Below are 25,867 nucleotides of genomic sequence, written 5' to 3'. Positions count from 1 at the left end.
GAGCGCAGCATTCATAATGCTGATGTCGTAGGTTCAAGTCCCACTACGACCACCAGGTTACAAGCCGCAGTGATTGCACAATCACTGCGGCTTTTCTCTTTGCCGCATCTGCTTTGATGGCTGAAAAACTCGCAGCAGGTGCCCGGCAGGCCGCCCATCCGCCTCTACAATGGAGCCCGTCGGTCGTATAGCTCAGTTGGTTAGAGCGCAGCATTCATAATGCTGATGTCGTAGGTTCAAGTCCCACTACGACCACCACATCCCACCGCAGCGCCTGCCACAGGCGCTGCGGTTTTTTTAGGGGTGCACAGATGCGCCCAGCCCCAGGCCAGCGTCCCGTCCGACTCTGCAGCACAGGTCAGCGGGGCACAATAGGCGGCATGCAAGACCTGTTCAGCCCCCCTGCCGACGAAGGCCAGATGCCTTGGGAGCGCATTGCCATTGGCCACCAGGCCTGCGTGCTGCGCGGCTTTGCACTGCGCTGGGAGAGTGACCTGCTCCGCCAGGTGCAGGAACTCGTGCAGCGGGCCCCGTTTCGGCATTTGCGCACGCCGGGCGGCCGCCAGATGCAGGTGGCGATGACCAACTGCGGCGATTTCGGCTGGTACAGCGACCAGCGCGGCTACCGCTATACCGCAACCGATCCGTTGAGCGGCCAACCCTGGCCGCCGATGCCACCGGCTTTTGCAGCACTGGCTGCGCAGGCGGCAGAAGCTGCCGACCTGCCCCCTTTTGTGCCCAATGCCTGCCTGATCAACCGTTACACCGTCGGCACCCGCCTGACCCTGCACCAGGACGAAGGTGATGCCCGCCACCCCATCGTGTCGGTGTCACTGGGCTTGCCCGCCATCTTTCTGTGGGGCGGCGACCAGCGCGCCGATGCCACGCAAAAGCTGCCGCTGCAGCATGGCGATGTGGTGGTCTGGGGCGGCGTGGACCGCATGCGCTACCACGGGGTGATGCCAATTCACGACGGGGTCAATCCCATAGCACACCCACTAGTACAAAACCAACGCATCAATTTGACATTTAGACGTACTCAACAGCTTGGCAAAAGCTAAGAATTTCATTTTCCTGATGCTTCACGAATACTTACGAGCCAAGGCCCTTTCGCAACGTGTTCCAAAGTCAGACGATCGTAAGTACTTAGCATCGCCAGCAATCCCGTGTGTCCATAGGTTTCCGGAGAAAACGATGGGTATGTTCTTCGAAGATATGTCCCGAGGGGGCCCAGCTGGACTTTACCCTCGACGGTTTCCGCTGCTAACAACTTGACGGCTTCAATGACAAACAACGGTCTGTGTTTAGAGACTGCCTTTGCATCATCCTTTTTCGGACCATCCGATTTTTGAATTAAAGCCACTTGCTCTGGCGAGGATTTAGGAGTATGGGGAACCCATTCGAAAAATTGATCACTTGAATTACGCAAGGCGTCGGGACTTTTTGCCTCTCCCACAATATGAACCGTGGCGCCCCGCTCTCGCAACTTACGACAGAGATAAGCAAAGTCAGAATCGCTGGTGACCAAGCAAAAGGTATCAGCCCGCGCGTCAAACAATGCCTCTACAGCATCGAGTGCCAGAGCGATATCTGATGTATTTTTACCTGGAGCGTACTGGTACTGCAGACAAGGTGTAAATGCCAACCTTACTAAAGCCTCCTGCCACCTGTTTGCCAAAGTTGCATGATTTCCATATCCGCGCCTAAGAACTACACGACCGAATTGAGGAACCACCCTTAAAGCGAACTCTAATATTTCTGGAGTGGTATTGTCACAATCGACCAGAACCGCCACCCTCGAATCACTACCATAAGCACTCATCAGGAATCTCCTTTTCAAGGATTATGCAAGCTAGATTGGATTCCCTATCTTTAATTAACGGAGCGTTGAGAATCCACATCTATATTTCCCCGCCACCCAACGCCTGCGACAGGCAATCGATAAAGCTGCGTACCTTGGGCGCCAGGTAGCGCCGGCTGGTGTAGATCGCATACAGGGTCACGGTCAGCGCATCCCACTGCGGCAGCACCCGCTGGAGCTGGCCGCTGCGCAGATCGTCCTCCACCAGCCACGAGGGCAGGAAACCCAGGCCCATGCCGGCGCGCACCGCATGCAGGCTGAGGTTGGAATCATCGGACAGCAGGGCCGGCTGCACATGCAGCGGCGCGCTGCGGCCACCGGGCTGGGTCAACTGCAGGGGGCTGAGCGACACATAACTGGGCAGCACCGCAGCATGCTGGGCCAGGTCGGCAGGCTGCTGGGGCGAGCCGGCCTGCGCCAGGTAAGCGGGGCTGGCCACAAGGTAGAAGGGCACCTGGCACAGCGGGCGGGCAATCAGATGCGGCGCGGGGTCCGACGAGGCCCGCAAGGCCATGTCGTAGCCGGCGGTGGCCAGGTCGATCTTGTGGTTGTCCAGGTGGATGTCGACCAGCACCTGCGGATAACGGGCGCGGTAGCGCGCCAGGATGCGCGCCATCTGCGGCGTGGCGCACCAGACCGGCGCGCTGATCTTGAGCTGGCCGCTGGGGGCCTGGTTGTGCTGGCCGATCTCCTGGGCGGCGGCATCGAGCATCTCCAAAGCCAGGCGGCTTTGCGCATACCAGCGCTGGCCCGCTTCGGTCAGGCTGACATGGCGGCTGCTGCGGTTGAGCAGGCGCGCACCGAGGCGCTGCTCCAGCTGCGCCACATGCTTGCTCACCATCGGCGCCGAAATGCCCAGCCGCTCGCCGGCCTGGGCAAAGCTGCCGTTGTCCACGACCGCCTGGAACACCTGCATGCTGATGAGCTGGTCCATAGTTTCTCAACAGGAAATCAACCACTGCATTTTAGCTACTTGGTTTCCTTTTGGGCAGCTACTACAGTGGAGTCAAGGAGTTTTCCATATGACTACGACCACCCACACCGCCCCCGCCAGCACCAATATCACCACCAGCGGCAGCCGCCTGCCCGTGTACTTCATCTCCCACGGCGGCGGCCCCTGGCCCTGGATGCCCGAGATGCATGACTACTATGCGCAACTGGCCGCCTCGCTAACCGATATCCCGCGCCAGATCGGCCGCACACCGCGCGCCATCCTGATGGTGTCCGCCCACTGGGAGGCCGATAGCTTCACCGTGCAGTCCACGCCCCAGCCCGGCATGATCTATGACTACGGCGGCTTTCCGGCCCACACCTACCAGATCCATTACCGTTCACCAGGATCGCCAGCATTGGCCGAGCGGGTGGCGGGGCTGCTGGCCCAGGCCGGCATCGCCGTGGAGCAGGACGCCGAGCGCGGCTATGACCACGGCATGTTCTCGCCGATGGCCGCGATCTACCCCGAGGCCCAGGTGCCGGTGGTGCAGCTGTCGCTGCGGCGGGGCCTGGACCCCGCTGAACACCTGGCTCTGGGCCGCGCGCTGGCTGCCTTGCGCGATGAGGAGGTGCTGATCATCGGCAGCGGCCTGTCGTACCACAACCTGCGCGCCTTTGGACCGCAGGCCAGGGTGCCCTCCAAGGCCTTTGACGACTGGCTGGCCGAGACCATGCTGCAGGTGGACAGCGCCAGCCGCAGCCAGCGCCTGCTGGATTGGGAGGATGCCCCGGCGGCCCGCATTGCCCACCCGCGCGAGGAGCATTTGCTGCCGCTGATGGTGGCCGTCGGTGCCGCCGAGGCCGACCGCGCCGTGCGCATCTACCATGAGGATGCCTTCATGGGTGGGCTGGCCGTGTCCAGCTACCGGCTGGATGCAGCCTGAGCGCTGTAGATGCGGGGTGCGGTAGACACACCCTCCAAAAAAGTTGCACCATACAACCATATGGATGTATATTGCAACCAACTACTGGAGAGCCGCATGACAGCCGACACCCCCCTGGTCAACGACATCCGCAGCGCCTCCCGCACGATGGTGCGGGAGCTGGGCTTTATGGCCAACACCTTGGCGGCCACGCCCTACTCGGCGTCTGCGGTCCATGCGTTGCTGGAAATCGATGCGCATGGCACTGTCACCGCCGCCCAATTGGCGGATTTCCTGGGGCTGGACAAATCCAGCGTCAGCCGCATGGTGGCCAAGCTCATCGCCAACGGCGAGCTGCAGGAGCAGCCCTGCACTGACGATGCACGCGCCAAGCAATTGCAGCTGTCAGCGCAAGGCCAACGCACAGTAGCGGGCATACACGCCTACGGGCAAATGCAGGTGCGCAGCGCGCTGGCGCAGCTCAACCCCTCGCTGCAGCAGGCGGTGGCGCAGGGCTTGACCGCCTATGCCCAGGCGTTGCAAGCGCACCGGCTGGGCAGTGCGACAGGCCAGGCCAGCTCCGCCAGCGCAGCCACCTACAGCATCCAGATCCACAGCGGCTACCGCGCCGGTGCGATCGGCCGCATTGCGGAGATGCATGCGGTTTTCTATGCCCGGCATTGGGGCTTTGGCGCTTTCTTCGAAAGCAAGGTGGCCTCGGGCCTTGCCGAATTCAGCGGCCGCCTGGGCGAGCCCTGCAACCAGATCTGGACCGCCGTGCAGAACGAACGCATCGTCGGCTCGGTCGCCATTGACGGCCAGGACCTCGGCAACAACCAGGCGCATCTGCGCTGGTTCATTCTCGATGACGGCTGCCGCGGCGGCGGCGTAGGCCGCCAGCTGCTGACGCAGGCGCTCGCCTTTTGCGACCAGCGCGGCTTTGCCAGCACCGAACTGTGGACCTTCCAGGGGCTGGACGCGGCGCGCAGGCTCTACGAATCGCTGGGTTTTGTGCTGGTGCATGAAGAAGCCGGTCAGCAATGGGGCTCGACCGTGGTGGAGCAGCAGTTCAGCCGCCGCCTGCACGGCGCCTAGGCGGGCGATGCAGGCCCGCCATCCCGCGCTGTGGGCGGCCGCCACCACGGGCATGCTGGTGGGCGCGGCCATGGTCTCCACCAGCGTGCTATCGCCCGCCGCATCGCCAGCCAGCCTGGCATTCTTGCGCTATGCGATCGGGCTGGCCATTCTCGCCGGCCCGGCGCTGTTCGTCACCTGGCCGCGCTACCGCGCCGGCGATGCGCTGGCCATTGCGTTGCTGGGCGTGGCGCAGTTTGCTGTGCTGATCCTGCTGCTCAACCATGCGCTGGCGCGGCTGCCCGCCTCCACTTGCGCACTGGTGTTTGCGACGATGCCCTTGTTCACCTGGTGCCTGGCAGCGCTGTCAAGGCGCGAGGCCTTCAGCACCCGCAGGCTGGCAGGCCTGGCACTGGCGGTGGGCGGCGTCGCAGTGCTGCTGACGGGAGGCGCGGGTGCAGCGGGCGGCCTGGACCTGCGGGCCGGCTCCGGCATGGCCGCGTTGCTGGCGGCCACCCTGGTCGGCGCGGCCACCAGCATCCTCTACGGCCCCTATATGCGGCGCTACCCGGCGCTGCCCACCAGCAGCCTGGCGATGGCCGCTGCAGTGCTGTTTCTGACGCTGTACTGCAGCTGGCAGGGACAGCCGCTGTGGCCGGTGTTTTCGGGGCTGCAATGGGGCCACATGCTGTTCATCGGCCTGTCGAGCGGGCTGGGCTATTTTTGCCTGCTGTGGGCGCTGGGCCGCCTGGAGGCATCGCTGGTGATTGCCTTCCAGGCCCTGGGTCCCGTGACCGCCGCGCTGCTGGAGCTGGTCTTGCACCAGCGCCTGCCGTCACCGGCGCTGCTGGCAGCCATCGCGCTGGTGCTGGCCGGCCTCGTCGTCAGCACCCGGGCGCCTGCCGCCTAGCCCACGCCCCCGCTTGCCCCAGTGGCGGACTGTGGCACCGCCGCTGTTTGTAGAATGCGGCCTCCAGCCCCTGGATATACACCATGAACCGCTGCACAACACTCCCCACCACACACCACCGCCTGCGGCGCGCCACGCGCGCCAGCCTCGCTGCACTCGCGCTGGCACTGGCCGGCATCAGTGCCCTGCCCAGCCTGGCGCAGACCGCCACCTTTGCCCCGTTCCAGGGCCCGGTGCGCGCCTTCCCGCCCCAGGCGCTGCGCGGCTACCTGGTGGTCACCAGCCCGACCGAGGCCACCATTGATGGCCAGTCGGTGGGCCTCGCTCCCGCGTTTAAGCTCTACAACCCTCGCAACACCACCATACGCCCCGGCACCGTGCTCAATGAAAAGCTGACGGTCAACTATGTGATCGAGAAAACCAGCGGCCGCGTGCATGCCGCCTGGATCTTGAACAGCGAAGAAGCCGCCCTCAAACGCGACCGCGCCGACAACGGCTTCTGGAGCGGACTCTTTAAATAAAGCGCCCTGGCGCCGCCGCATGGGCTGACCGCTGCGGTCAAAGCCTGGCGGGGCGGCCCTTGCACCCACCCCCCTGAGCAGCAGGGCGCCCATCTGGCGCCTGGTTTTCTGCGGTATGACGGTATTCCTTCAGGCCTGCAACCGCAGCCCCGGGGGTCCCCACGAGATTTGCACCATGTCCAAAAAAGTATTTATCAAAACCTTCGGCTGCCAGATGAACGAGTACGACTCGGACAAGATGGCGGATGTGCTGGGCGCCGCCCAGGGCTATGAGCCCACGCAGGACATGGACGAGGCCGACCTGATCCTGTTCAATACCTGCTCGGTGCGCGAGAAGGCGCAGGAGAAGGTGTTCTCCGACCTGGGCCGCATCAAGCACCTGAAGGAAAAAGGCGTGCTGATTGGCGTGGGCGGCTGCGTGGCCAGCCAGGAAGGCGCCGAGATCATCAAGCGCGCGCCCTATGTTGATGTGGTGTTTGGCCCCCAGACCCTGCACCGCCTGCCCGAGCTGCTCAATGCCCGCGCGGCCAAGGCCAAGCCGCAGGTCGACATCTCCTTCCCCGAGATCGAGAAGTTCGACCACCTGCCGCCCGCCCGTGTTGAAGGCGCGTCGGCCTTTGTGTCCATCATGGAAGGCTGCTCCAAGTACTGCAGCTACTGCGTGGTGCCCTACACCCGCGGTGAAGAGGTGAGCCGCCCGTTCGAGGACGTGCTGGTCGAGGTCGCGGGCCTGGCTGCGCAAGGCGTCAAGGAAATCACCTTGCTGGGCCAGAACGTGAATGCCTACCTGGGCAAGATGGGGGATACGGCCGAAATTGCCGACTTTGCGCTGCTGCTGGAATACGTGGCCGAGATCCCCGGCATCGAGCGCATCCGCTACACCACCAGCCACCCCAATGAGTTCACGCCGCGCCTGATCGAGGCCTATGCCAAGATCCCCCAGCTCGTCTCGCACCTGCACCTGCCGGTGCAGCACGGCAGCGACAAGATCCTGATGGCGATGAAGCGCGGCTACACCGCCATGGAGTACAAGAGCACGGTGCGCAAGCTGCGCGCCATCCGCCCCGATTTGGCGATGAGCAGCGACTTCATCGTCGGCTTCCCCGGCGAGACGGAGGAAGATTTCCAGAAAATGATGAAGCTCATCGACGATGTGCGCTTTGACAACTCCTTCAGCTTCATCTTCAGCCCCCGCCCTGGCACCCCTGCCGCCAACCTGCCCGATGACACGCCTTACGAGGTCAAGCTGCGCCGCCTGCAGGAGCTCCAGGCCGTCATCAACCACAATATCAAGACCATCAGCGATGAGCGCCTGGGCACCGTGCAGCGCCTGCTGGTGGAAGGCAAATCCAAGCGCGACAACGGCGAGCTGATGGGCCGCACCGAGTGCAACCGCGTGGTCAACTTCCCCGGCCAGGAGCGCCTGATCGGCCAGATGGTCGATGTGCGCATCACCGAGACGATGACCTATACGCTGCGCGGCGAAGTGCTGATCACCGATTGAGGCGCATCGCTGGCCTGCCGGCACCGCGCTGGTCAGCCACACGAAACACGGTGAAAATAGCCCACTTTCCAGCGTTGGTGGCCCGCAAAGGCCACACCCGTGCTGGAGCCCGTTAGCATGCAGGGGCGCATGAGGGATGCGCCAAAACCAGAAAGGCATCATCACCATGGCACCCGTGTCCGACCCGTCCACCGCACTGCGCAGCGAAGCGCTTGATGCCTTTCTGGACCATGTGGATACCTTGTTCAACACCGAGGACGAGACGCAGGAATGGCCTGCCCGCCAGGCGGCAGCGGCCCAGCAGCTCGCATCGCGCGCGCTTGAGCCCGAGGACCTGGACCAGCTGCGCCGCGTCTACCGGCTGTGGAGCATGGCGGGCCAGCCGGCCCAGGCCCTGGCCGCCGTGCAGCAGCACCAGGCCCGCCTGCTGCAGGAGCTGACCGCCGACGCCCAGCGCGACGCCGCCGTCACGATGGCGATGCTGCAAGCCGATGCCGCCGAGGATGTGCCCGGCCTGCCGCGCGAGCAGTACCGCGACGTGATCGCACAGGCGATGGCGGCTGTGGACCAGGCCGGCGCACTGGGCGATCCCGACCGCGCCTGGCGCCACCTGGCGCGCCACGCCCACCAGGCCCAGGCACTGGACCTGCAAGAGCAGATCTACCGCAAACAACACCAGTACAAAAGCCAGCAGGCCGACCGCGCCCAGCTGCGCGCCTGGGACGATGCCATGCTGGCCACGCGCCTGGGCCGCATCGAAGCGGCCAAGGGCAACAGCACGGCGGCCCGCGACCTGGGCCACTATGCGCTGCAAAAGCTGCAGCGCGCAGAAGCGGGCCAGGACATCGACACCGATGACTGGCTGCTGCTGGGCGAGGACATCATTGCGCTTGCGCCCGACGCGCTGGCCCAGCACAGCGAACTGACCCTGGCCAGCCTGCCCAGCAACGCATCGCCCGCCGCCTGGCGCGATACCCGGGCCCAGCTCGCACGCCTGGCCGCCGCCAGCCTGCACCAGCAAGGCGCGCTGGATGCCGCGATCAGCAAGGGCCAGGAAGGCCGCTTTGCGCTGGTGCGTGACAGCGATGACAGCACCAGCGCCCGGCTGATCGATTGGCTGGTGCAGGCCGCCCGCCTGCCCGAGGCCGCCCATGTGTGTTTCGAAAGCACCCTGCACAGCCGCCCTGGATCGCGCGAAGCTGCCTGCCGCCAGGCACTGGCCCACCTGGGTGAGCCGGGCGGTGCGCCGTACTGGGCGCTGACCCTGATGGCCGCCGCCCAGGACGAGGACCTGGCCGAGTTCCTGCCTGCCGACATGGACGCCGAGCAGGCCTTTGCCCACTACAGCGCGCTGGTACAGCAGCAGTCGCTGAACCACCCGATGTGGCGCCTGCTGCAGGGCAACCATCTGTTTGAACAGCAGGACTATGCGCAGGCCTTGCCGCTGCTGGAGACGCTGTCCGAGCGCCCCCAGTACGCCAATGGCGAGCTCGCCTACCGCCTGTTTGTCTGCCGCGCCCGCGTGGCGGGCCTGGCCAGCGCGCTGCAGTCGCCCTATATCCGCTGCGATGGCGGCAGCTGGTGCTACGCGATGGGCGTGCAACTCGATGACGACGAGGCGCTGATGCAAGCCATTGGCGGCGAGGGCGAAGAGCTGCCCGCCGACTGGCCTTACGACGAGCTGCTGCGCTGGATCAAGCACTACTATGAGACCGGACAGGCCCGCTTCGAACACTGGTTTGCCACCGGACAGGGCAGCTACAAGGACGGCAACCTGCATGACTACTCGATGCTGTGCAACAACCTGGCCATCAAGTACCGCTACAACGACGAGAACTACGACGGCGCGCTCGCGCTGCATGCCAAAGGCATTGCCACCAGCCCGTTTGCCGAGCACTACAACGGCATCGTATCCACCCATATCGACAGCGACAACTACGCGCAGCTCATCCCGGCGGCCGAGCAGCTGTGGCACTACAGCCAGGACAACGGCTACAGCCGCCACAGCCCCTGCGACTATTTCCCCAAGGTGGCCTATGCGCTCTACAAGCAAGACCGCAATGTGGAAAACAGCATCTGGCTGGAGCGCCTGGACGAATGGTGGAGCCAGCTCGACGAGGACGAGCAGCGCAGCGAGCGCTATGACTATCTGCGCAGTCTCCTGAACCAGCTGGACTACTACTCGGCCACGCATGGCGCCGAGGTGCTGCCACGCCTGCAGGCGCTGCTGCCCGAGCTGGCGCAGCGCCAGAATGCCTACCTGCTGCGCCGCGCAGGCGATGCGATGCAGACCTCGGGCACGGACCAGCAAGCGATGCAGATCTACCAGCAGGCGCTGGCCTGCGCGCGGGCCGACGACCCGGCCGAGCGCGAGAAGCTGCAGACCACGATCGACCAGCTCAACGCCCAGCTGATCACCGCTGCACCGGCTGCAGGTGGCGGCAAGCCCTGGTGGAAGTTCTGGTAAGCCCCTCCATGCGTACAAGCACGGTGTACCTGGCGCGCAATGTGGTCAACGCGCCCGAGCTCAAGGCCCGCATCATCGCGCGCAGCCGCGCGCGCAGCGATGCGCCCGACATTGCCGCCTGGCTGCAGAACCATTTCTACCGCTATCTGGTCGGTAACCTCAACGCACCGGCCGATGCGGTACAGGCCCTCACCACCACCGCAGCGTTGCAACAGCGCTATGCCGCCGGCGCGCCGGCCTGGGCACTGGCGCTGCTGGCCCGCAAGACCGGTCCCGAGACAGCGCCAGCGGCAGCCGCGCTGTGGTGGATCGACCCCGACCACGACAGCGTGCTGGCGCTGGAGCGCCAGCTGCTGGAGTTTTTGCAGTCACGCAAGGGCACCTCGCTGGAAGGCAAGCTCGCCCGCATCAACTGCCCGCAGGCGCTGGAACGCTGGACGCAGGAGCACCAGGCTTTCGAGGCACAGCAACTGGCCGGCTGGCGCCAGCACCAGCCCCATGCGGTACAGATGGTGTGGCAAGGCAGCCAGGGAGCCTTTGTCGAACTGCTGCCCAGCAGCGGCGTGCTGCGCGAAGAGATGGCCTACGAGAGCCAGATGATGCGCCACTGCCTGGGCCAGTTTGCCAACCGCCACCAGCTGACGGGCGGCTACGGCGAGCACTATGCCGAAGGCTGCGAGCAAGGCCGCATGCGCATCTTCAGCTACCGCACCGGCCAGGCCCAGCCGCGCATCACCATCAATGCCTGGCTGCAGGCCGATGGCCGCCTGCGCATCGACCAGATCAAGGGCAAACAGAACCGCCCGCCGGTGGACCGCTACCGCGCCGATGTCATCGCCTTTCTGAACCAGCTGAACACCAGCGACGACACGCCCGACGATGCGCTGGGCATGCGCCTGCTGCGTACCAGCGGCGCGCAGCCGGGCTGGCACGCCGTCGAGAACCTGCACAGCGAGGCCGAACAACTGCAGCTGTGGCAGCGCCAGCCCAGGCTGCTGCCCCATCTGCAGCACACCTCCCCGCTGGTGCAATGGCTGGCTGCAGCGCATGACTGCAGCCTGCTGGCCGGCCAGCACCTGCCGCCTGCGCTGGCCTACACGTTGGAACAGGCCGGCAAAGCGCCTCCCAGGATGCAGGCCCACCCCCGGCCGGAGGCGCAGCGATGATCCAGCTCCTGGTGGCTGCCATCGGCCTGTGGCTGGTATGGCAATGCGTGCGCGCCTTTCGCCGGCAATGGGGCGGCCAGGCGCCGGCGCGGTCAGGACCGCTGGGGCATTACCTGCTCACGCCCGAACAGAACTGGGCGTTGGCGCTGGCGCACCCGATGGCCTTCCATGCGCTCAAGGATGGCTTTGCCGACAGCGCGATGCCCTCGCCCACCGCCGGCCTGGCAGCATCGTTGCGGCCCATGGCCCTGCATGCCTTTGGCCTGCGCACCGATCTGGACGATGCGCAGGTGCGCGCGCAATTGCCCGAGCGCATGCGCACGCGCTGGTGGTGCCTGGATGTGGAGCGGCTGCAGGCGGGGGATGACGCGCGTGCCGCGATGGCCTTTGCCTGCGTCCGGACTGCCTTTTTTGTGCGCACCGCAGCCATGCTCGGCTGGCTCAGCGCCGAGCAGCAGTGGCAGCTGCTGCAGCTCAATGCCGCGCGTGCCCGCGATTGCTTTGGCAACTGGCAGGAGCTGGGCAGCGCCTATATCCAGGGCCGCGCACAATGGGTGGCCAAAGGCCGCTCGGACGCACTGGGCCGCAGCCTGGACCCGGAGGAGTTGCAGCACTGGCTGCAGGATGCCTCGCACCCCTGGGGTGCCTATGCCTGGCGCTGACCCCGAATTTGCCGCCGTTTTGGGCGCGCTGCCTCTTGTTTTATTCAGCCGATGAATATTCTCATGCGTCAAAAATCGTGCGTGCCTCGGTGAAGCGGCGTGAGAAATAGGGATTGTCCAGGCTCACCGTCTTGACCACGCCGCCGCTCGACGGCGCATGGACAAACTGGTTGTTGCCGGCATAAATGCCCATGTGCGAGTAGCGCCCGCCCATGGTGTTGAAGAACACAAAATCGCCGCGCTGCAGATCACGCCGGTCGATCTCGGCGCTCACCCCTGCCCACTGGGCCGTGGTACGCGGCAGGCGGCGCGTGGTGATGCCCTGGATCGCATACTGGATCAGGCCGCTGCAGTCAAAGCCGCCTTCAGGCGTGTTGCCGCCATAGGTGTAGGGCGTGTTGACGACGAGCATGACCCGCGCATACAGCGCCTCGCGCAACTCGCCGCTCAGCCCCAGATTGACGGGCACTACACCGGTGTCAACGCGCGGCGAGGTGGCCACCTCCGTGGCGGAGCGCCGGCCCGCCGCTGGCCGCGCGGTGCGCGATGGCGACGAGCCGCAACCCGCCAGCAGCGCCGATGCCGACAGCGCCCAGAGCAAAAAGGGACGGCGCGCCGCCCCGTTGTGGTGGTCCATGGTCTCCCCCTTGGATTCAGGCGGCAAGAAATTCATGAAGCATATTATTCACAATTCCATGCAAGTTTGTGAATTGTATTGGTATTTCTCGCCACAACGGATCGTCCTCGCATTTTTACCAATTTGTCAAACCCGCTGAATACCCGGAAAGCCCAACTATTCTGCTTTCAGAGGGAGAAGACTACAATTTGTGTCGTAAGCATAGAAAACAAGCATCCTTCGTTGAAAGGACACCCCATGGTGCAATTCTCCAGACGCCAGTTCATGAAAGTGACTGGTTCGACTCTGGCGGGTTCCAGCCTGGCGGTGATGGGCTTCTCGCCCGCCACCGCACTTGCCGGAGTTCGCCAGTACAAGCTGGTCGGCAGCACAGTGACACGGCAAACCTGCACGTATTGCTCTGTTGGCTGCGGCATTTTGATGTACTCGCTGGGCGATGGCGGCAAGAACGCCAAGCTCTCTGTGATCCACGTCGAAGGCGACCCCGACCATCCCGTCAACCGCGGCACCTTGTGCCCCAAGGGCGCATCGCTGCTGGACATCGTCCACAGCCCCAACCGCCTGCTTTACCCCGAATACCGCGCGCCCGGCTCCAACGAGTGGAAGCGCCTGTCCTGGGATGAGGCCCTGACCCGCATCACCAAGCTGCTCAAGGACGATCGCGATGCGAACTTCCTCGAGAAGACCGATGATGGCCTGACGGTGAACCGTTGGACCTCGACCGGCATGCTGGCCGCTTCGGCCTCCAGCAACGAAGCCGGTTACATCACCTACAAAGTGGCCCGCTCTTGGGGCATGTTGGCGTTCGATAACCAAGCCCGTGTCTGACACGGCCCGACGGTGGCAGGTCTTGCCCCGACGTTTGGCCGTGGAGCGATGACGAACCATTGGGTCGACATCAAGAACGCGGACGTTATTTTGATCATGGGCGGCAATGCCGCTGAAGCCCACCCTTGCGGCTTCAAATGGGTGACCGAGGCGAAGGAGCACAACAAGGCTCACTTCATGGTGGTCGACCCGCGCTTCAACCGTTCGGCTTCGGTGGCGGATTTCTACGCCCCTATCCGCTCCGGTTCGGACATTGTTTTCCTCGGCGGTGTGATCAACTACCTGCTGATGAACGACAAGATCCACCACGAGTACGTGCGCAACTACACCGATTTCACGTTCATCGTGCGGGAAGACTTTGCGTTCGACGAAGGTATCTTCTCGGGCTACAACCCCGAAAAGCGCACCTACGACAAGGCCAGCTGGGACTACGAGCTGGGCGAGGACGGTTACGTCAAGACCGACCCGAGCCTGCAGCACCCGCGTTGCGTCTACCAATGGCTCAAGCGCCACTACGCCAGCTACACGCCTGAAAAGGTGGAGAGCGTCTGCGGCACGCCCCAGGCCAAGTTCCTGCATGTCTGCGAAAAGCTCGCATCGACGGCACAGGCTGGCCGCGCCGCAACCATCCTCTACGCACTGGGCTGGACCCAGCACTCGATCGGCGCGCAGATCCTGCGTACCGGCGCCATGGTGCAGCTGCTGCTGGGCAATATCGGTGTCGCCGGTGGCGGCATGAACGCGTTGCGCGGACACTCCAACATCCAGGGCCTGACCGACCTGGGCCTGCTGTCCAACGCACTGCCGGGCTACCTGACCCTGGCCAACCAGGGCGAGCAGGACTACCAGAAGTACATCGACGCGCGCACGCAAAAGCCTTTGCGTGCCAACCAGATGAGCTACTGGCAAAACTATCCCAAGTTCCATGTGAGCCTGATGAAGGCTTTCTGGGGACCGGCGGCCACCAAGGACAACAACTGGGCCTATGACTACCTGCCCAAGCTCGACAAGCAGTACGACATGCTGCAGATTTTCGAGCTGATGAACGAAGGCAAGGTCAACGGCTACATCGCGCAGGGCTTCAACCCCCTGGCGGCGTTGTCCAACAAGAGCCGCGTGCGCGACGGTCTGGCCAAGCTCAAGTTCCTGGTCGTGATGGACCCGCTGGCCACCGAGACCTCGGAGTTCTGGAAGAACTACGGCGAGCACAACGACATCGACACCGCATCGGTGCAGACCGAAGTGTTCCGCCTGCCCACCACCTGCTTCGCAGAAGAGGATGGCGCAGTCGTGAGTTCTTCGCGTGTGCTGCAGTGGCACTGGAAGGCCTCCGAGCCGCCGGGTGAAGCCAAGACCGACATTGCGATCATGTCGGCCCTGCACCTGCGCATGAAGGCGGCCTACCAGAAGGACGGCGGCAAGTTTCCGGACCCGATCCAGAACCTGTGGTGGCCCTATGCACAGCCTGCGCACCCTTCGTCCGAGGAAATCGCCAAGGAGTACAACGGCCGGGCATTGACCGACCTGACCGCGCCCGATGGCAAGGTGCTGCGCCCTGCCGGCCAGCAGCTGTCCGGCTTTGGCGAGTTGCGTGACGATGGCTCCACGATGAGTGGCTGCTGGATCTGGACAGGCAGCTGGACCGAGGCGGGCAACCAGATGGGCCGCCGCGACAACAGCGACCCGACCGGCATCGGCAATACGCTGAACTGGGCCTGGGCCTGGCCGGCCAACCGCCGCGTGCTGTACAACCGCGCATCCGCGGACCTGGAAGGCAAACCGTTCAACCCGAACCGCACCTTGGTCAAGTGGAACGGCAAGACCTGGGGCGGCGCTGATGTGCCGGACTACGGCCCGACCATCGCGCCCGAGACGGGCACTGGTCCGTTCATCATGAACCCGGAAGGGGTGGCACGCTTCTTTGCCCGCAAGGGCATGAACGAAGGCCCGTTCCCGACGCACTACGAGGCATTCGACAACCCGCTGGGCTACAACCCGATGTACCCGAAGAACGACAAGGCCGTCAGCAACCCGGCGGCTCGCGTCTTCCCGGCCATCTGGGAGACCTTCGGCAAGGCGGACGAATTCCCGCATGTGGGCACGACCTACCGTTTGACGGAGCATTTCCACTACTGGACCAAGCACGCGTTGCTCAACTCCATCATCCAGCCCGAGCAGTTCGTCGAGATCGGCGAGGCGCTGGCCAAGGAGATCGGCATTGCGACGGGCGCGATGGTGAAGGTCAGCTCCAAGCGTGGCTACATCAAGGCCGCTGCGGTGGTGACCAAGCGCATCAAGCCCATGCAGATCGAAGGCAAGACGGTGCACCACGTGGGTATTCCTATCCACTGGGGCTTCAAGGGCCTGACCAAGCCTGGCTTCCTCGCCAACACCCTCACCCCGTTTGTGGGTGACGGCAACAGCAACACGCCAGAGTTCAAGACCTTCCTCGTGAAGGTTGAGAAGATCTAAGGAGCAGCGATGTCATCTCTTCAATCATTGGATATCAAGCGCCGCTCCGCCACCACCACCCCATCGCCCAGCGTGCGCAGCCCGCATGGCGGCGAGGTGGCCAAGCTGATCGATGTCTCCAAGTGCATCGGCTGCAAGGCCTGCCAGACCGCCTGCATGGAGTGGAACGATCTGCGTGACGATGTGGGCACGGTCGCGGCCGGGGTCTACGACAACCCGACCGACCTGACGGCCAACTCCTGGACGGTGATGCGGTTTTCCGAATACGAAAACGATGCCACCGGCAACTTGGAATGGCTGATCCGCAAGGACGGCTGCATGCACTGCGAAGACCCGGGCTGCCTCAAGGCCTGCCCCTCTCCCGGTGCCATCTTGCAGTACACCAACGGCATCGTGGATTTCCAGGAGGAAAACTGCGTGGGCTGCGGCTACTGCGTGACCGGCTGCCCGTTCAACATTCCGCGCATCTCCAAAAAGGACCACAAGGCCTACAAGTGCACGCTGTGCTCGGACCGCGTGGCCGTCGGCCAGGAGCCTGCCTGCGTCAAGACCTGCCCGACCGGCGCGATCATGTTTGGCACCAAGACCGCCATGCAGGAGCGCGCCGAGGAGCGCATTGTCGATCTGAAGGAGCGCGGCTTTGACAAGGCCGGCCTCTACGATCCGCAAGGCGTGGGCGGCACCCACGTGATGTATGTGCTGCACCATGGCGACAAGCCCTCGCTCTACCACGGCCTGCCCGATGATCCATCGATCAGCCCGATGGTGAGCCTGTGGAAGGGTGTGGCCAAGCCACTGGCGCTGGCAGCCTTGGGCGTTGCGGCCGTCGGCAGCTTCTTCCACTACATCACCAAGGGCCCGATCGAAGTGCCTGAGGAGCTGGAAGAGGAAGAAGCCGCCAGGGCACGTGCGGAAAAGGGCATTGACCACCACGAGGAGTCTGGACGATGAAAAGCAAGACCCGTGATATTCAACGCTACACCGCTGGCGAACGCGTCAACCACTGGGTGGTCGCGATCAGCTTTGTGCTGCTGGCCCTGTCGGGTCTGGCGTTCTTCCATCCCTCGTTCTTCTTCATGACGAACCTGTTCGGTGGCGGACCCTGGACCCGCATCCTGCACCCATACATCGGCCTGGTGATGACCGTCGGCTTCGTGCTGATGTTCTTCCGCTTCTGGCAGCTCAACATCATTCGCAAGAACGATGTGGAATGGCTCAAGAACGTGCCGGCGCTGGTCAACGGTGAGCACGAAAAGATGCCGCCGGTGGACAAGTACAACGGCGGCCAGAAGGCGCTGTTCTGGATGCTGGTGCTGTGCATGGCGGGCCTGCTGGTGACCGGCGTGCTGATGTGGCGCGCCTGGTGGAACCTGCCGGTGAATGTGGTGCGCGCTGCGGCGCTGCTGCATGCACTGTCGGCCTTCGGCCTGATCGGTCTGATCATTGCCCACATCTACGCCGCCATCTGGACCAAGGGCACGATCCGCGCGATGACGCGCGGCACGGTGACCCGCGCCTGGGCGCGCTACCACCATCCGCTGTGGTACCGCCGCATGACGGGCGACAGCACGGACATGGACAAGCAGACGAGCCACAAGCGCGGTGCCTGATGCGCTTGCCGGGCATGCCCCGGCAAGCGGCCCTGCCCCGGGTCGGCCCCGCCCCGCTCCCCAACGCCGATAGCCCCGCCAGGACTATCGGCGTTGATTTTTGAGAAAATCCCCGTATGCAACGCATTCTTCAGCCCGGTGAGATCGAGTCGCTCGACCACACCAGTTTCCCGCGCGTGCTGCTGCCCAACACCAGCAGTCTGTTCCTTGACCGAGCCCAGCGCATTCGCCAGCTGGCCGACGGCAACCCGATTGCGGACTACCTGCTGTTCATCGCTAAACTGGTGGACGCCCAGCACCAGGCCGCCCAGGGCCTGCAGGTCGCGGCGCCTGAAGCTGCCGCTATCGCGCAGGCCCAGCAGTTCTCGTCGCCGCTGCTGCCTGCCGCTGACCACCTGGACCCCGCCTGGCACCAGGTGCTGGACAGCATGCTGGGCCAGCTGGGCAGTGCCGATGGCCTGCCCCCAGCCCTGCAGCCGCTGATTGCCGAGCTGCAACGCTGCAGCACCGAGGACCGCAATGCGCTGGCCAAACGCCTGCTGACCAAGGAGCTGGCTGCGCGCGATGTGGGCCTGGCACCATTTGTCATGGCGGCGTTGCAAGTGGTATTTGCCACCCGCGCCAGCCAGCTCAGGTTGGCCGACATCCCCTTTACCGATCCGGCTACCATTTGCCCGGTCTGCGCCAGCGAGCCTGTTGCCGGCGTGGTGCGCATTGGCGGCAAGATGGCCGGCCACCGCTACCTGCACTGCGGCTGCTGCGCGACCGAATGGCATATGGTGCGCGTCAAATGCAGCGACTGCGAATCGACCAAGGGCATCCGCTACCAGGGCCTGGATGGCGGCAAGGATGTCGTGCTGGCGGAAACCTGTACCGAATGCGGCAGCTACCGCAAGCTGGTCAACCAGGAAAAAGACCCGCTGGCCGAGCCGCTGGCCGATGACCTGGCCAGCCTGATGCTGGACCTGCTGATGAGCGAGCAGACCTCGTTCTCGCGCGCCAGCGGCAACCCGCTGCTGTTCGTGGCCGTGGCCGAGCCGCAGGCGGCCGATGCCGATGGCAGCGTGCCCGATCTGCATTAAGGGCGTGCCCGCACCCTGAACGTTTTGGCACCATGCCATACTGGACGATGGCGCTGCTGCCGCAGCCCATCGTTTTTTTATTTCTGCCCCTGTTTGAGCTGGTTTGCCCATGAACGCACCGTCCCACCTGCCCTCTGTTGACAAGCTGCTGCAGCACCCGCGCACCGCTGCGCTGTTGGACGGCTACGGCAAGACCCAGTGCACGCAGGCCATCCGCGCAGCGCTGGGCGAGGCCCGCAGCCGCTGGCTGGCACAGGCGGGCAGCAGCGCAGACGGTGCCGATGCCTTGCTGGACGCCGCCGAACAAAAGCTCCAACAGCTGTTTGCGCCGCGTCTGAAAGCGGTCTACAACCTGACCGGCACGGTGCTGCACACCAACCTGGGCCGGGCGCTGCTGCCCCAGGAGGCCATCGACGCCGTGGTGCAGGCGCTGGCGACCCCCAGCAATCTGGAGTACGACCTGGCCGACGGCGGCCGGGGCGACCGCGATGACCTGGTCGAAGACCTGGTCTGCCGCCTGACGGGTGCTGAAGCGGCCACCATCGTCAACAACAATGCGGCCGCCGTGCTGCTGGTGCTGTCCACGTTAGCCCGCGACAAGGAGGTGGTGGTCTCGCGCGGCGAGCTGGTCGAGATTGGCGGCGCCTTCCGCATCCCGGATGTGATGACGCGCGCCGGCGCCCGCCTGGTCGAGGTGGGCACCACCAACCGCACCCATGAGAAAGACTACGAAGCGGCGCTGGGCGAGCACAGCGCCGCGCTGATGAAGGTCCACTGCAGCAACTACGCGATCAGCGGCTTCACCAAGTCGGTGGCCGAGGCCGATGTGGCGCGCATCGCCCATGCGCGCCAGCTGCCCTTGATCGTGGACCTGGGCAGCGGCACCCTGATCGACATGCGCGACTGGGGCCTGCCCTATGAGGTGACCGTGCGCGAAACCATCGAGGCCGGCGCCGACATCGTCACCTTCAGCGGAGACAAGCTGCTGGGCGGCCCGCAGGCCGGCATCATCGTCGGCAGCAAGGCCTTGATCGCCCAGATCAAGAAGAACCCGCTCAAGCGCGCGCTGCGCGTGGGCAAGCTCACCCTGGCCGCGCTTGAACCTACGTTGCGCCTCTACCTGCACCCCGAGAAGCTGGCCGAGCGCCTGACCACGTTGCGCCTCTTCACCCGCCCGGCTGCCGCCATGCAGCAGCAGGCGATTGCGCTGCAGGCACCGCTGCAACGCCTGCTGGGGCCGGACTATCTGGTGGAGCATGCCGCGATGACCAGCCAGATCGGCAGTGGCGCCTTGCCCGTCGAAAGCCTGCCCAGCCATGGCCTGGTGGTACGCCCCCAAGAGCGCAAACGCGCCGGCCGCCTGCTGCAGCAACTCGAAGCCGCGCTGCGCCAGCTGCCGCGCCCGGTGATCGGCCGGCTGCGCGACGATGCACTCTGGCTGGATCTGCGCTGCCTGGAAGCGGCCGACCAGGCCGCCTTTGCCGCCAACCTGCAGCAGCTGGCCCTGGGCAGCGGCGGCAAGGACGGCCAGGCATGATCATCGGCACCGCAGGCCATATCGACCATGGCAAGACCACCCTGGTGCGCGCGCTCACCGGCGTGGAGACGGACCGCCTGAAGGAAGAAAAGGCGCGCGGCATCTCGATCGAGCTGGGCTACGCCTACACCCCGCTGGCCAATGGCGATGTGCTGGGCATCATCGATGTGCCCGGCCATGAAAAATTTGTGCACACGATGGCCGCAGGGGCCGTGGGCATTGACCATGCCTTGCTGGTGGTGGCCGCCGATGACGGCGTGATGCCCCAGACCCTGGAGCATCTGGAAATATTGCAGCTGCTGGGCATCCGCCAGGGCACGGTGGCGCTGACCAAGGTGGACCGCGTGCCCCGCGCCCGCATCGATGAGGTGCGGGACGAGATCAGCGCCATTCTGGCGCGCAGCAACCTGGCCGATGCGCCCATCTTTGAAACCGCAGCCGCGCTGCCCGATGATCCGGGCGTCTGGGCGCTGCGCCAGCACCTGCACCAGCAGGCCCAGGCCATGCCCCAGCGTGCCCATGGCGGGCTGTTCCGCTTGGCGGTGGACCGGGTCTTCAGCCTGCCCGGCCAAGGCACGGTGGTGACTGGCACGGTCTTCAATGGCCAGGTGGCCGTAGGCGACAGCCTCGTGCATTCGGCCAGCGGCACGCCCGTGCGCGTGCGCAGCATCCATGCGCAGAACCAGGCCAGCGCGCAGGGCCTGGCCGGCCAGCGCTGTGCGCTGAACCTGGCGGGCATTGCCAAGGAGGCCATCACGCGCGGCGACTGGATCATGGACGCACGCCTGCGCCAGACCACCCAGCGCATCGACGTACGCCTGCATCTGCTCGCCGATGCCGCGCCGCTGGCGCAATGGTCGGCCGTGCACCTGCACCTGGGCACCATGCGCTGCACCGGCCATATCGCCCTGCTGCAAGATGGCGACCTGACCCCTGGCACCGAAGCGCTGGCCCAGCTGGTGCTGGACGCACCCGCGCTGGTGCTGCCGGGTGACCGCGTCATCGTGCGCAATGCCCAGGCCAGCCGTACCATTGCCGGCGCCATGGTGCTCGATCCCTATGCGCCCGCCCGCAAGCGCCGCAGCGACAGCCGCCTCGCCTACCTGGCCGCGCTGGCGCACTGGATAGCCACGGCCGACACCGCCCCGCTGCTGGCCGAGGCGCCGCTCGGCCTGGCCCGCTCACAGCTGGTGCGGCTGACCGGTACCGCCAACCCGGCCGTTGCAGAGAACAGCACCCAGCTGCCGCTGCCCGACGGCGATGCGCTGCTGGTGGACCGCGCTGCCTGGCAGACGCTGCAGGACCAGCTGCTGCAGGCCCTGCAACGCTTTCATGCACTGGCACCCGATGAACCTGGCATCAACGCGGCCCGCTTGCGCCGCATGGCCTTGCCAGCGCTGCAGCATGGCCCCCATGATGCGCTCTACCACGGCCTGCTCGATGCGCTGATCGCAACCGGGCACATCGCCAGCAGCGGCGCCTGGCTGCATCTGCCCGGTCACACCGTGCAACTGAGCGACGCCGAGCAGGCATTGGCCCAGCGCCTGCTGCCCGCCATCACCGAAAGCCGCTTTGACCCGCCCTGGGTGCGCGACCTGGCCCGCGACCATGGCGCCGGAGAGGAAGTGGTGCGCCAGCTGCTCAAAAAACTCTCGCGCCAGGGCCTCGTGTTCCAGGTGGTCAAGGACTTGTTCTATGCCGCGCCGTCGATGGATGCGCTCGCGGCACTCACCGCAGAGCTCGCGCAACAGGCCGAACGCGGAGAGGTGCAGGCCCATGTGTTCCGCGACGCTACCGCCCTGGGCCGCAAACGCGCCATCCAGATTCTGGAGTTTTTCGACCGCGTAGGCTACACCCGCCGCGTGCGCGATACGCATGTGCTGCGCCCGGGTGTCCGTTGGCAAGCTGGCACCACTTCGTAAGCCACCCAAAGGTCAGCGGCAGCACCAGCCGCAGCCGCCGCGCAGAGCCGCTACAATCGGCGATCTTGCCCAACACGCAGGTGTTGCAGGGAAGGCAATCGTGCCCGGTGGTGCGGCCGGGCTTCAAACCCGGTGAGGGGTGTCAGCCACTCCTGGGTTGGTTCGACTCCAGCTGTCTTCCGCCATCTCGGTCACCACATAGGTGATATACACCGAGTGATACAGCTTCCCCATCTTCCTCTGACGATTCAGTGACTCAACACGCTGCGGTCAACCTGCTTCACCCATTACTAGCCACAAAAAGAAATGCGGCTGACCATGATGGTAGCGCGACCTACAGGATTCAGCCGAGCCACCTGAATCTGTCGGCGTTGTCAGTGCCGAACCCTACATAGCAAATTAATATCTCAATGCTTTACCCAGGGGCGGCCTAAGTGGCAGATGCACCCACCCAACGCTTGGCGTTAGCACGGAAAAACATATAAATAGGATGCTCCACCCAGCGGTAATAGAAGGCTGATGCAATTAATAAACAAACCATAGTAGCAAAAGCAGCCAGCAAGCGAGCATTATCTTCAAATTCAGCCCAAGGCAGCAAATTCAACAACATATTAAATGCCAATATATGCAGCAAATATATGGAATACGAATAATCACCAAACCTTACCAATATCAATGAGATAATATTTTTTGGAGCTGGCAATGTCAAAGCCACGCCTACGATGGCCAACGCAGCTCCGCCCACCAAAACTGAGCGCTCCGACCAATAATAAGAATTCGCCAAGCCATATGGGTAATCAGAGAAATTGGGTATTAAATAAACAATCAACCCGATAAAAATTACAGCCACAAGGCTCCATATTTTCCATGATATACGCAAAGTTGGCTGAAGGTAATTATATAAAAAATAACCCATGAAAAACTCAATAACAAGGGGGGATAGAAAAAACATCTTTATCCAGTTTATTTCAGAATCAGGATAGAAACTGGATCGATTAATAAAAATAAAGATATTTACCAGCAGAAGCATTATAAAAATCATGGCAAATATCAAGTCACGCTGATGCCTCGAAAAAAACAATCCAATTGAAAGAATAATGTAAAAGTACAACTCAAACATCAAAGACCAAATAGCAATATTGATCAACCCAGATAAATCTGTATAATAAAGAGTAAACGATGACAGTAAATTAATTGGAGGACCAAGTTGGTGAGTGAATTCAAAAAAAATGATATACAGCAATAATGCAGGCCACCAACCAGTATAAATTCTAGAAAACCTGATAATCAAAAAAGCAGCAGCAGTCTTTAGTCCGTGACCAAGACTCTTTGTGGAGTGAGCCATAATGACTCCGCTGATCACAAAAAATATATCAACGCCTGCATAGCCAAAATTAACAATAAAGCCCACCAATGAAGGCAAGCCCGTAAACACGCCAGCCATCGCACCATGAAAAATAGCAACCCACAATGCTGCTATAAATCGAAGCATTTGTATATTTTTAATCATTATTAATTATAAAAACTGTTTTCTTGAAATCCCAGGGGAGATTCACATCAATGTCACTACCCCGGGATTACATCACCACATCAATAGTTAGTTATGGTGGGTGCCCATAGTCCATACCAAATATTGCTATCATTATTATCTACTTGCTCAAGTGACCACTCAACATGGCTCACAATCAAAGGATCAGGCAAAGTTGCTATCTTGCCCTCTTGTGCCCACGCACCGTTCCTTGCCAAACATGCGATGGTTGAATACAAGTTCATTCTAACATTTTGTATGGCATTCGGATTGTTAGGCCCAAAATTACCATTGACAAAAGACTTGTATGTATTGGCAGCCGGATTCGAGATGACCGGAAGGGGAACATAGTAAGGATCAGTTCCACATATTTGATTGAGATTATAAGACGTATATTGTGCATACACCGCACCTGGATAATATCGCGACTTCTTAATATTCCAATTCCAAAGGTAATTTTTCATTGGAAACTGACTGGAGTTGAAAAAATTACCTGGATTACTCAGATTATGATCAATAGTCGCGAGAAAACCTCCTACATACGAACTTGGCGAATTCATGGTCTGAATTGTCACCATTCTATCGATGCCATCAGACCACCCTGAAGTCTTGAGAACAATCTGCAAGAATGTTATCGAAGCTGGGTTAACAGTCATAACCGCAGATCTAAAATTTAGATATGGATTATAGCTACGGGAAGCAGTTGCTAAGGCAATGGGCGCTTGGTTGCCCTGATTTGCATTTGAGGAAAGTGACATGTATGGTAGATTGCCACCACAGTCATTGGGATCATGATTGAAACCCAGGCTTGCCAAATTATAGTTACCTATAGCAGGGTCCGTCGATGTCGTTAATTGGTTAAACGACAAATTATACCCAGCTTGGCCAAAAGCAGGCCCGATCGCCAGGGGCCTGCTTTGATTAGCTGGACCATAGTTATTAGAGCATCCATTGGTCGGAGTCTCAGTATTAACACCTACCGCCCAATACGGATTTCCATCCAAATAGTTGTCTGAAGCATACCAATTGGATTTTTTTGCCATTGGATAAGGCCCACTTGCTGCACCGTAGCACTCAATACTGGTGCTACTGGCGGTACCCCCACTTGGAGTCGGCCCAGCAGTTAGTATTTTCATTCCATAAAGCGCCGCGTTATTGGACAGGCAATCGCCTGTATAGAAGGATGTTGTGTTTTGAGGCAAATCGGAACGCCATGCCGCTTGCGCGAACAAAGGATCGGAAAATCCATACCCTATTTGACTTGGCGTGGTGAGGATGACGGAATCTATAAACGCGGTGGCATCTTGGGTACTAGTGCCAACAAATGATAGTACTATGTTGCCGCCACCCCAATTGCTTAGACTAGCAGCATATGTAGTGAAATAACCTTCAGGTGGTGTAAAATATTCGCTCGTTAAACCTACACCATTCACATCCGAACCAAATTTAATAGGCAAAGGTTGACCATTTGCCAACAACCTTATCCTTTGCTTATTTCCATTATTTATTCTTTGCGTCGCACTGAATGTCAAAATTGAGCCAGGCGGAACATATATAGATTGAGATATTGACCCAGTCGTTTGGATAAATGCCACTTGTTTTCCCGCCGGTATTTCTGGAAGACTGGGGTTCCAAAAATCACTGTTTGCTCTTGTAACTCCAGCGCCGGTAAAATTCCAGGATGCTCCTACAGGATTGTATTGGAAAGTAGCATCTGAGAGTTGAGGTGCTTCAAAGCTTCCATTACTGACACCATTGACAAATGCGGAGGCATTTATTGAATAACCACCAAATATCGCAATTAAGGTTAGTCGAAAGCTGTATACAGCTAGCTTTCTGAATAAGTTCAACATGTTATTACTCCACTTAAATATAAATGTTATTAACGCAAAGCGAACACCGAGTAAAGCTCCTTTCTTTGACATTTCAATTCACATAGACCTTTGATAAATCTTTTAGCGAGCAATCAGCAGAATACCAAAGTAACTTCTCAAAACCCTTAATATTAATAGACATACTCACCAAGCAAATGAATGCAGTCAAATATCAATAGTTATTTGAGATATCAGCAACTATTGTATTTGCTTGAGCACGACACTACGACCCATGATTTCATAGTTCTTTGGGACTGACAAGTTCTTGTTGTAGCGATGACATGGAATACGTCGAATCTAGGAAAGTGGTATGCCCTATGAATTCGTGTAGCTCTCAATGCGGCAGCATCGAAAGC

General features: G+C 61.7%; 20 protein-coding genes and 2 tRNA genes. 17 read left to right on the top strand and 5 right to left on the bottom strand.

Annotated features, from left to right (window positions below; genetic code table 11):
* Positions 1-181 precede the first annotated feature (181 nt).
* Together ACCQ08_RS16785 and alkB are read left to right on the top strand one after the other, a co-directional pair.
* Positions 182-258 (top strand) — tRNA-Met (locus tag ACCQ08_RS16785).
* 122 nt (positions 259-380) lie between these two features.
* Positions 381-1,061 carry a DNA oxidative demethylase AlkB gene (alkB, locus tag ACCQ08_RS16780; protein ID WP_373450436.1) on the top strand — a complete coding sequence of 227 codons (681 nt, stop codon included), beginning with the start codon at positions 381-383 and terminating at the stop codon, positions 1,059-1,061.
* 5 nt (positions 1,062-1,066) lie between these two features.
* Here alkB and ACCQ08_RS16775 read toward each other — a convergent pair whose 3' ends face one another.
* Positions 1,067-1,822 (bottom strand): NYN domain-containing protein, encoded by a 756-nt coding sequence (locus tag ACCQ08_RS16775; protein WP_373450435.1) that lies wholly within the window; start codon positions 1,820-1,822, stop codon positions 1,067-1,069.
* Positions 1,823-1,901: 79 nt separating this feature from the next.
* Complete coding sequence (locus ACCQ08_RS16770) at positions 1,902-2,795, bottom strand: LysR family transcriptional regulator (protein ID WP_373450434.1); 894 nt, start codon at positions 2,793-2,795, stop codon at positions 1,902-1,904.
* An 88-nt stretch (positions 2,796-2,883) separates the two neighbouring features.
* Between ACCQ08_RS16770 and ACCQ08_RS16765 the strand changes: the two genes are divergently transcribed.
* The 8 genes from ACCQ08_RS16765 (at position 2,884) to ACCQ08_RS16730 (ending at position 12,021) form a co-directional block, all read left to right on the top strand.
* The gene (locus ACCQ08_RS16765; protein ID WP_313331997.1) at positions 2,884-3,738 is read left to right on the top strand and encodes a class III extradiol ring-cleavage dioxygenase; all 855 of its coding nucleotides are present in this window, start codon (positions 2,884-2,886) and stop codon (positions 3,736-3,738) included.
* A 96-nt stretch (positions 3,739-3,834) separates the two neighbouring features.
* Entirely contained in the window at positions 3,835-4,812 is a 978-nt protein-coding gene (locus ACCQ08_RS16760) for a GNAT family N-acetyltransferase (RefSeq protein ID WP_373450433.1), read from the top strand.
* A gap of 7 nt (positions 4,813-4,819) precedes the next feature.
* Positions 4,820-5,701, top strand: coding sequence for a DMT family transporter (locus ACCQ08_RS16755; RefSeq protein WP_373450432.1), 882 nt, complete (start codon positions 4,820-4,822; stop codon positions 5,699-5,701).
* Positions 5,702-5,784: 83 nt separating this feature from the next.
* A complete protein-coding gene (locus tag ACCQ08_RS16750) occupies positions 5,785-6,222 on the top strand; it encodes a hypothetical protein (RefSeq protein WP_373450431.1) in 438 nt (145 codons plus the stop codon).
* Between the two features lie 175 nt (positions 6,223-6,397).
* Positions 6,398-7,726, top strand: coding sequence for a tRNA (N6-isopentenyl adenosine(37)-C2)-methylthiotransferase MiaB (gene miaB / locus ACCQ08_RS16745; RefSeq protein WP_239809339.1), 1,329 nt, complete (start codon positions 6,398-6,400; stop codon positions 7,724-7,726).
* A 166-nt stretch (positions 7,727-7,892) separates the two neighbouring features.
* Positions 7,893-10,193, top strand: a complete 2,301-nt coding sequence (locus tag ACCQ08_RS16740; RefSeq protein ID WP_373450430.1) for a hypothetical protein — start codon at positions 7,893-7,895, stop codon at positions 10,191-10,193.
* A gap of 8 nt (positions 10,194-10,201) precedes the next feature.
* A complete protein-coding gene (locus tag ACCQ08_RS16735; protein WP_239809341.1) occupies positions 10,202-11,359 on the top strand; it encodes a hypothetical protein in 1,158 nt (385 codons plus the stop codon).
* Complete coding sequence (locus tag ACCQ08_RS16730) at positions 11,356-12,021, top strand: DUF1266 domain-containing protein (RefSeq protein ID WP_239809342.1); 666 nt, start codon at positions 11,356-11,358, stop codon at positions 12,019-12,021. Before ACCQ08_RS16735 ends, ACCQ08_RS16730 begins: the two co-directional genes overlap by 4 nt.
* Before the next feature lie 61 nt (positions 12,022-12,082).
* Here ACCQ08_RS16730 and ACCQ08_RS16725 read toward each other — a convergent pair whose 3' ends face one another.
* On the bottom strand, positions 12,083-12,658 hold the full coding sequence (locus ACCQ08_RS16725; RefSeq protein WP_239809343.1) for a C40 family peptidase: 576 nt from the start codon (positions 12,656-12,658) through the stop codon (positions 12,083-12,085).
* A gap of 237 nt (positions 12,659-12,895) precedes the next feature.
* Between ACCQ08_RS16725 and fdnG the strand changes: the two genes are divergently transcribed.
* The 7 genes from fdnG (at position 12,896) to ACCQ08_RS16690 (ending at position 22,294) form a co-directional block, all read left to right on the top strand.
* Positions 12,896-15,958 carry a formate dehydrogenase-N subunit alpha gene (gene fdnG, locus ACCQ08_RS16720; protein ID WP_373450429.1) on the top strand — a complete coding sequence of 1,021 codons (3,063 nt, stop codon included), beginning with the start codon at positions 12,896-12,898 and terminating at the stop codon, positions 15,956-15,958.
* A 9-nt stretch (positions 15,959-15,967) separates the two neighbouring features.
* Positions 15,968-16,909 (top strand): formate dehydrogenase subunit beta, encoded by a 942-nt coding sequence (gene fdxH / locus ACCQ08_RS16715; protein WP_373450428.1) that lies wholly within the window; start codon positions 15,968-15,970, stop codon positions 16,907-16,909.
* Positions 16,906-17,568, top strand: a complete 663-nt coding sequence (locus ACCQ08_RS16710) for a formate dehydrogenase subunit gamma (protein ID WP_239809345.1) — start codon at positions 16,906-16,908, stop codon at positions 17,566-17,568. The genes fdxH and ACCQ08_RS16710 overlap by 4 nt, the downstream gene beginning before the upstream one ends.
* Positions 17,569-17,684: 116 nt before the next feature.
* Positions 17,685-18,650, top strand: coding sequence for a formate dehydrogenase accessory protein FdhE (gene fdhE, locus ACCQ08_RS16705; RefSeq protein ID WP_373450427.1), 966 nt, complete (start codon positions 17,685-17,687; stop codon positions 18,648-18,650).
* Between the two features lie 109 nt (positions 18,651-18,759).
* Positions 18,760-20,187, top strand: a complete 1,428-nt coding sequence (gene selA, locus ACCQ08_RS16700; RefSeq protein ID WP_373450426.1) for an L-seryl-tRNA(Sec) selenium transferase — start codon at positions 18,760-18,762, stop codon at positions 20,185-20,187.
* Entirely contained in the window at positions 20,184-22,109 is a 1,926-nt protein-coding gene (gene selB, locus ACCQ08_RS16695; RefSeq protein WP_373450425.1) for a selenocysteine-specific translation elongation factor, read from the top strand. The genes selA and selB overlap by 4 nt, the downstream gene beginning before the upstream one ends.
* An 89-nt stretch (positions 22,110-22,198) precedes the next feature.
* Positions 22,199-22,294, top strand: a tRNA-Sec gene (locus ACCQ08_RS16690).
* A gap of 245 nt (positions 22,295-22,539) precedes the next feature.
* Here ACCQ08_RS16690 and ACCQ08_RS16685 read toward each other — a convergent pair.
* Both ACCQ08_RS16685 and ACCQ08_RS16680 read right to left on the bottom strand, forming a co-directional pair.
* Positions 22,540-23,619: an acyltransferase gene (locus tag ACCQ08_RS16685; RefSeq protein WP_239809349.1), complete on the bottom strand. Its 1,080-nt coding sequence runs from the start codon at positions 23,617-23,619 to the stop codon at positions 22,540-22,542.
* 80 nt (positions 23,620-23,699) lie between these two features.
* Positions 23,700-25,490, bottom strand: coding sequence for a hypothetical protein (locus ACCQ08_RS16680; RefSeq protein WP_373450424.1), 1,791 nt, complete (start codon positions 25,488-25,490; stop codon positions 23,700-23,702).
* Positions 25,491-25,867 lie beyond the last annotated feature (377 nt).

This window comes from Comamonas sp. SY3 (assembly GCF_041730275.1).
Lineage (GTDB): Bacteria > Pseudomonadota > Gammaproteobacteria > Burkholderiales > Burkholderiaceae_C > Comamonas > Comamonas sediminis.
The sequence above is the reverse complement of the archived record's forward strand: the minus strand, read 5'-3'. Positions and strand labels throughout refer to the sequence as shown.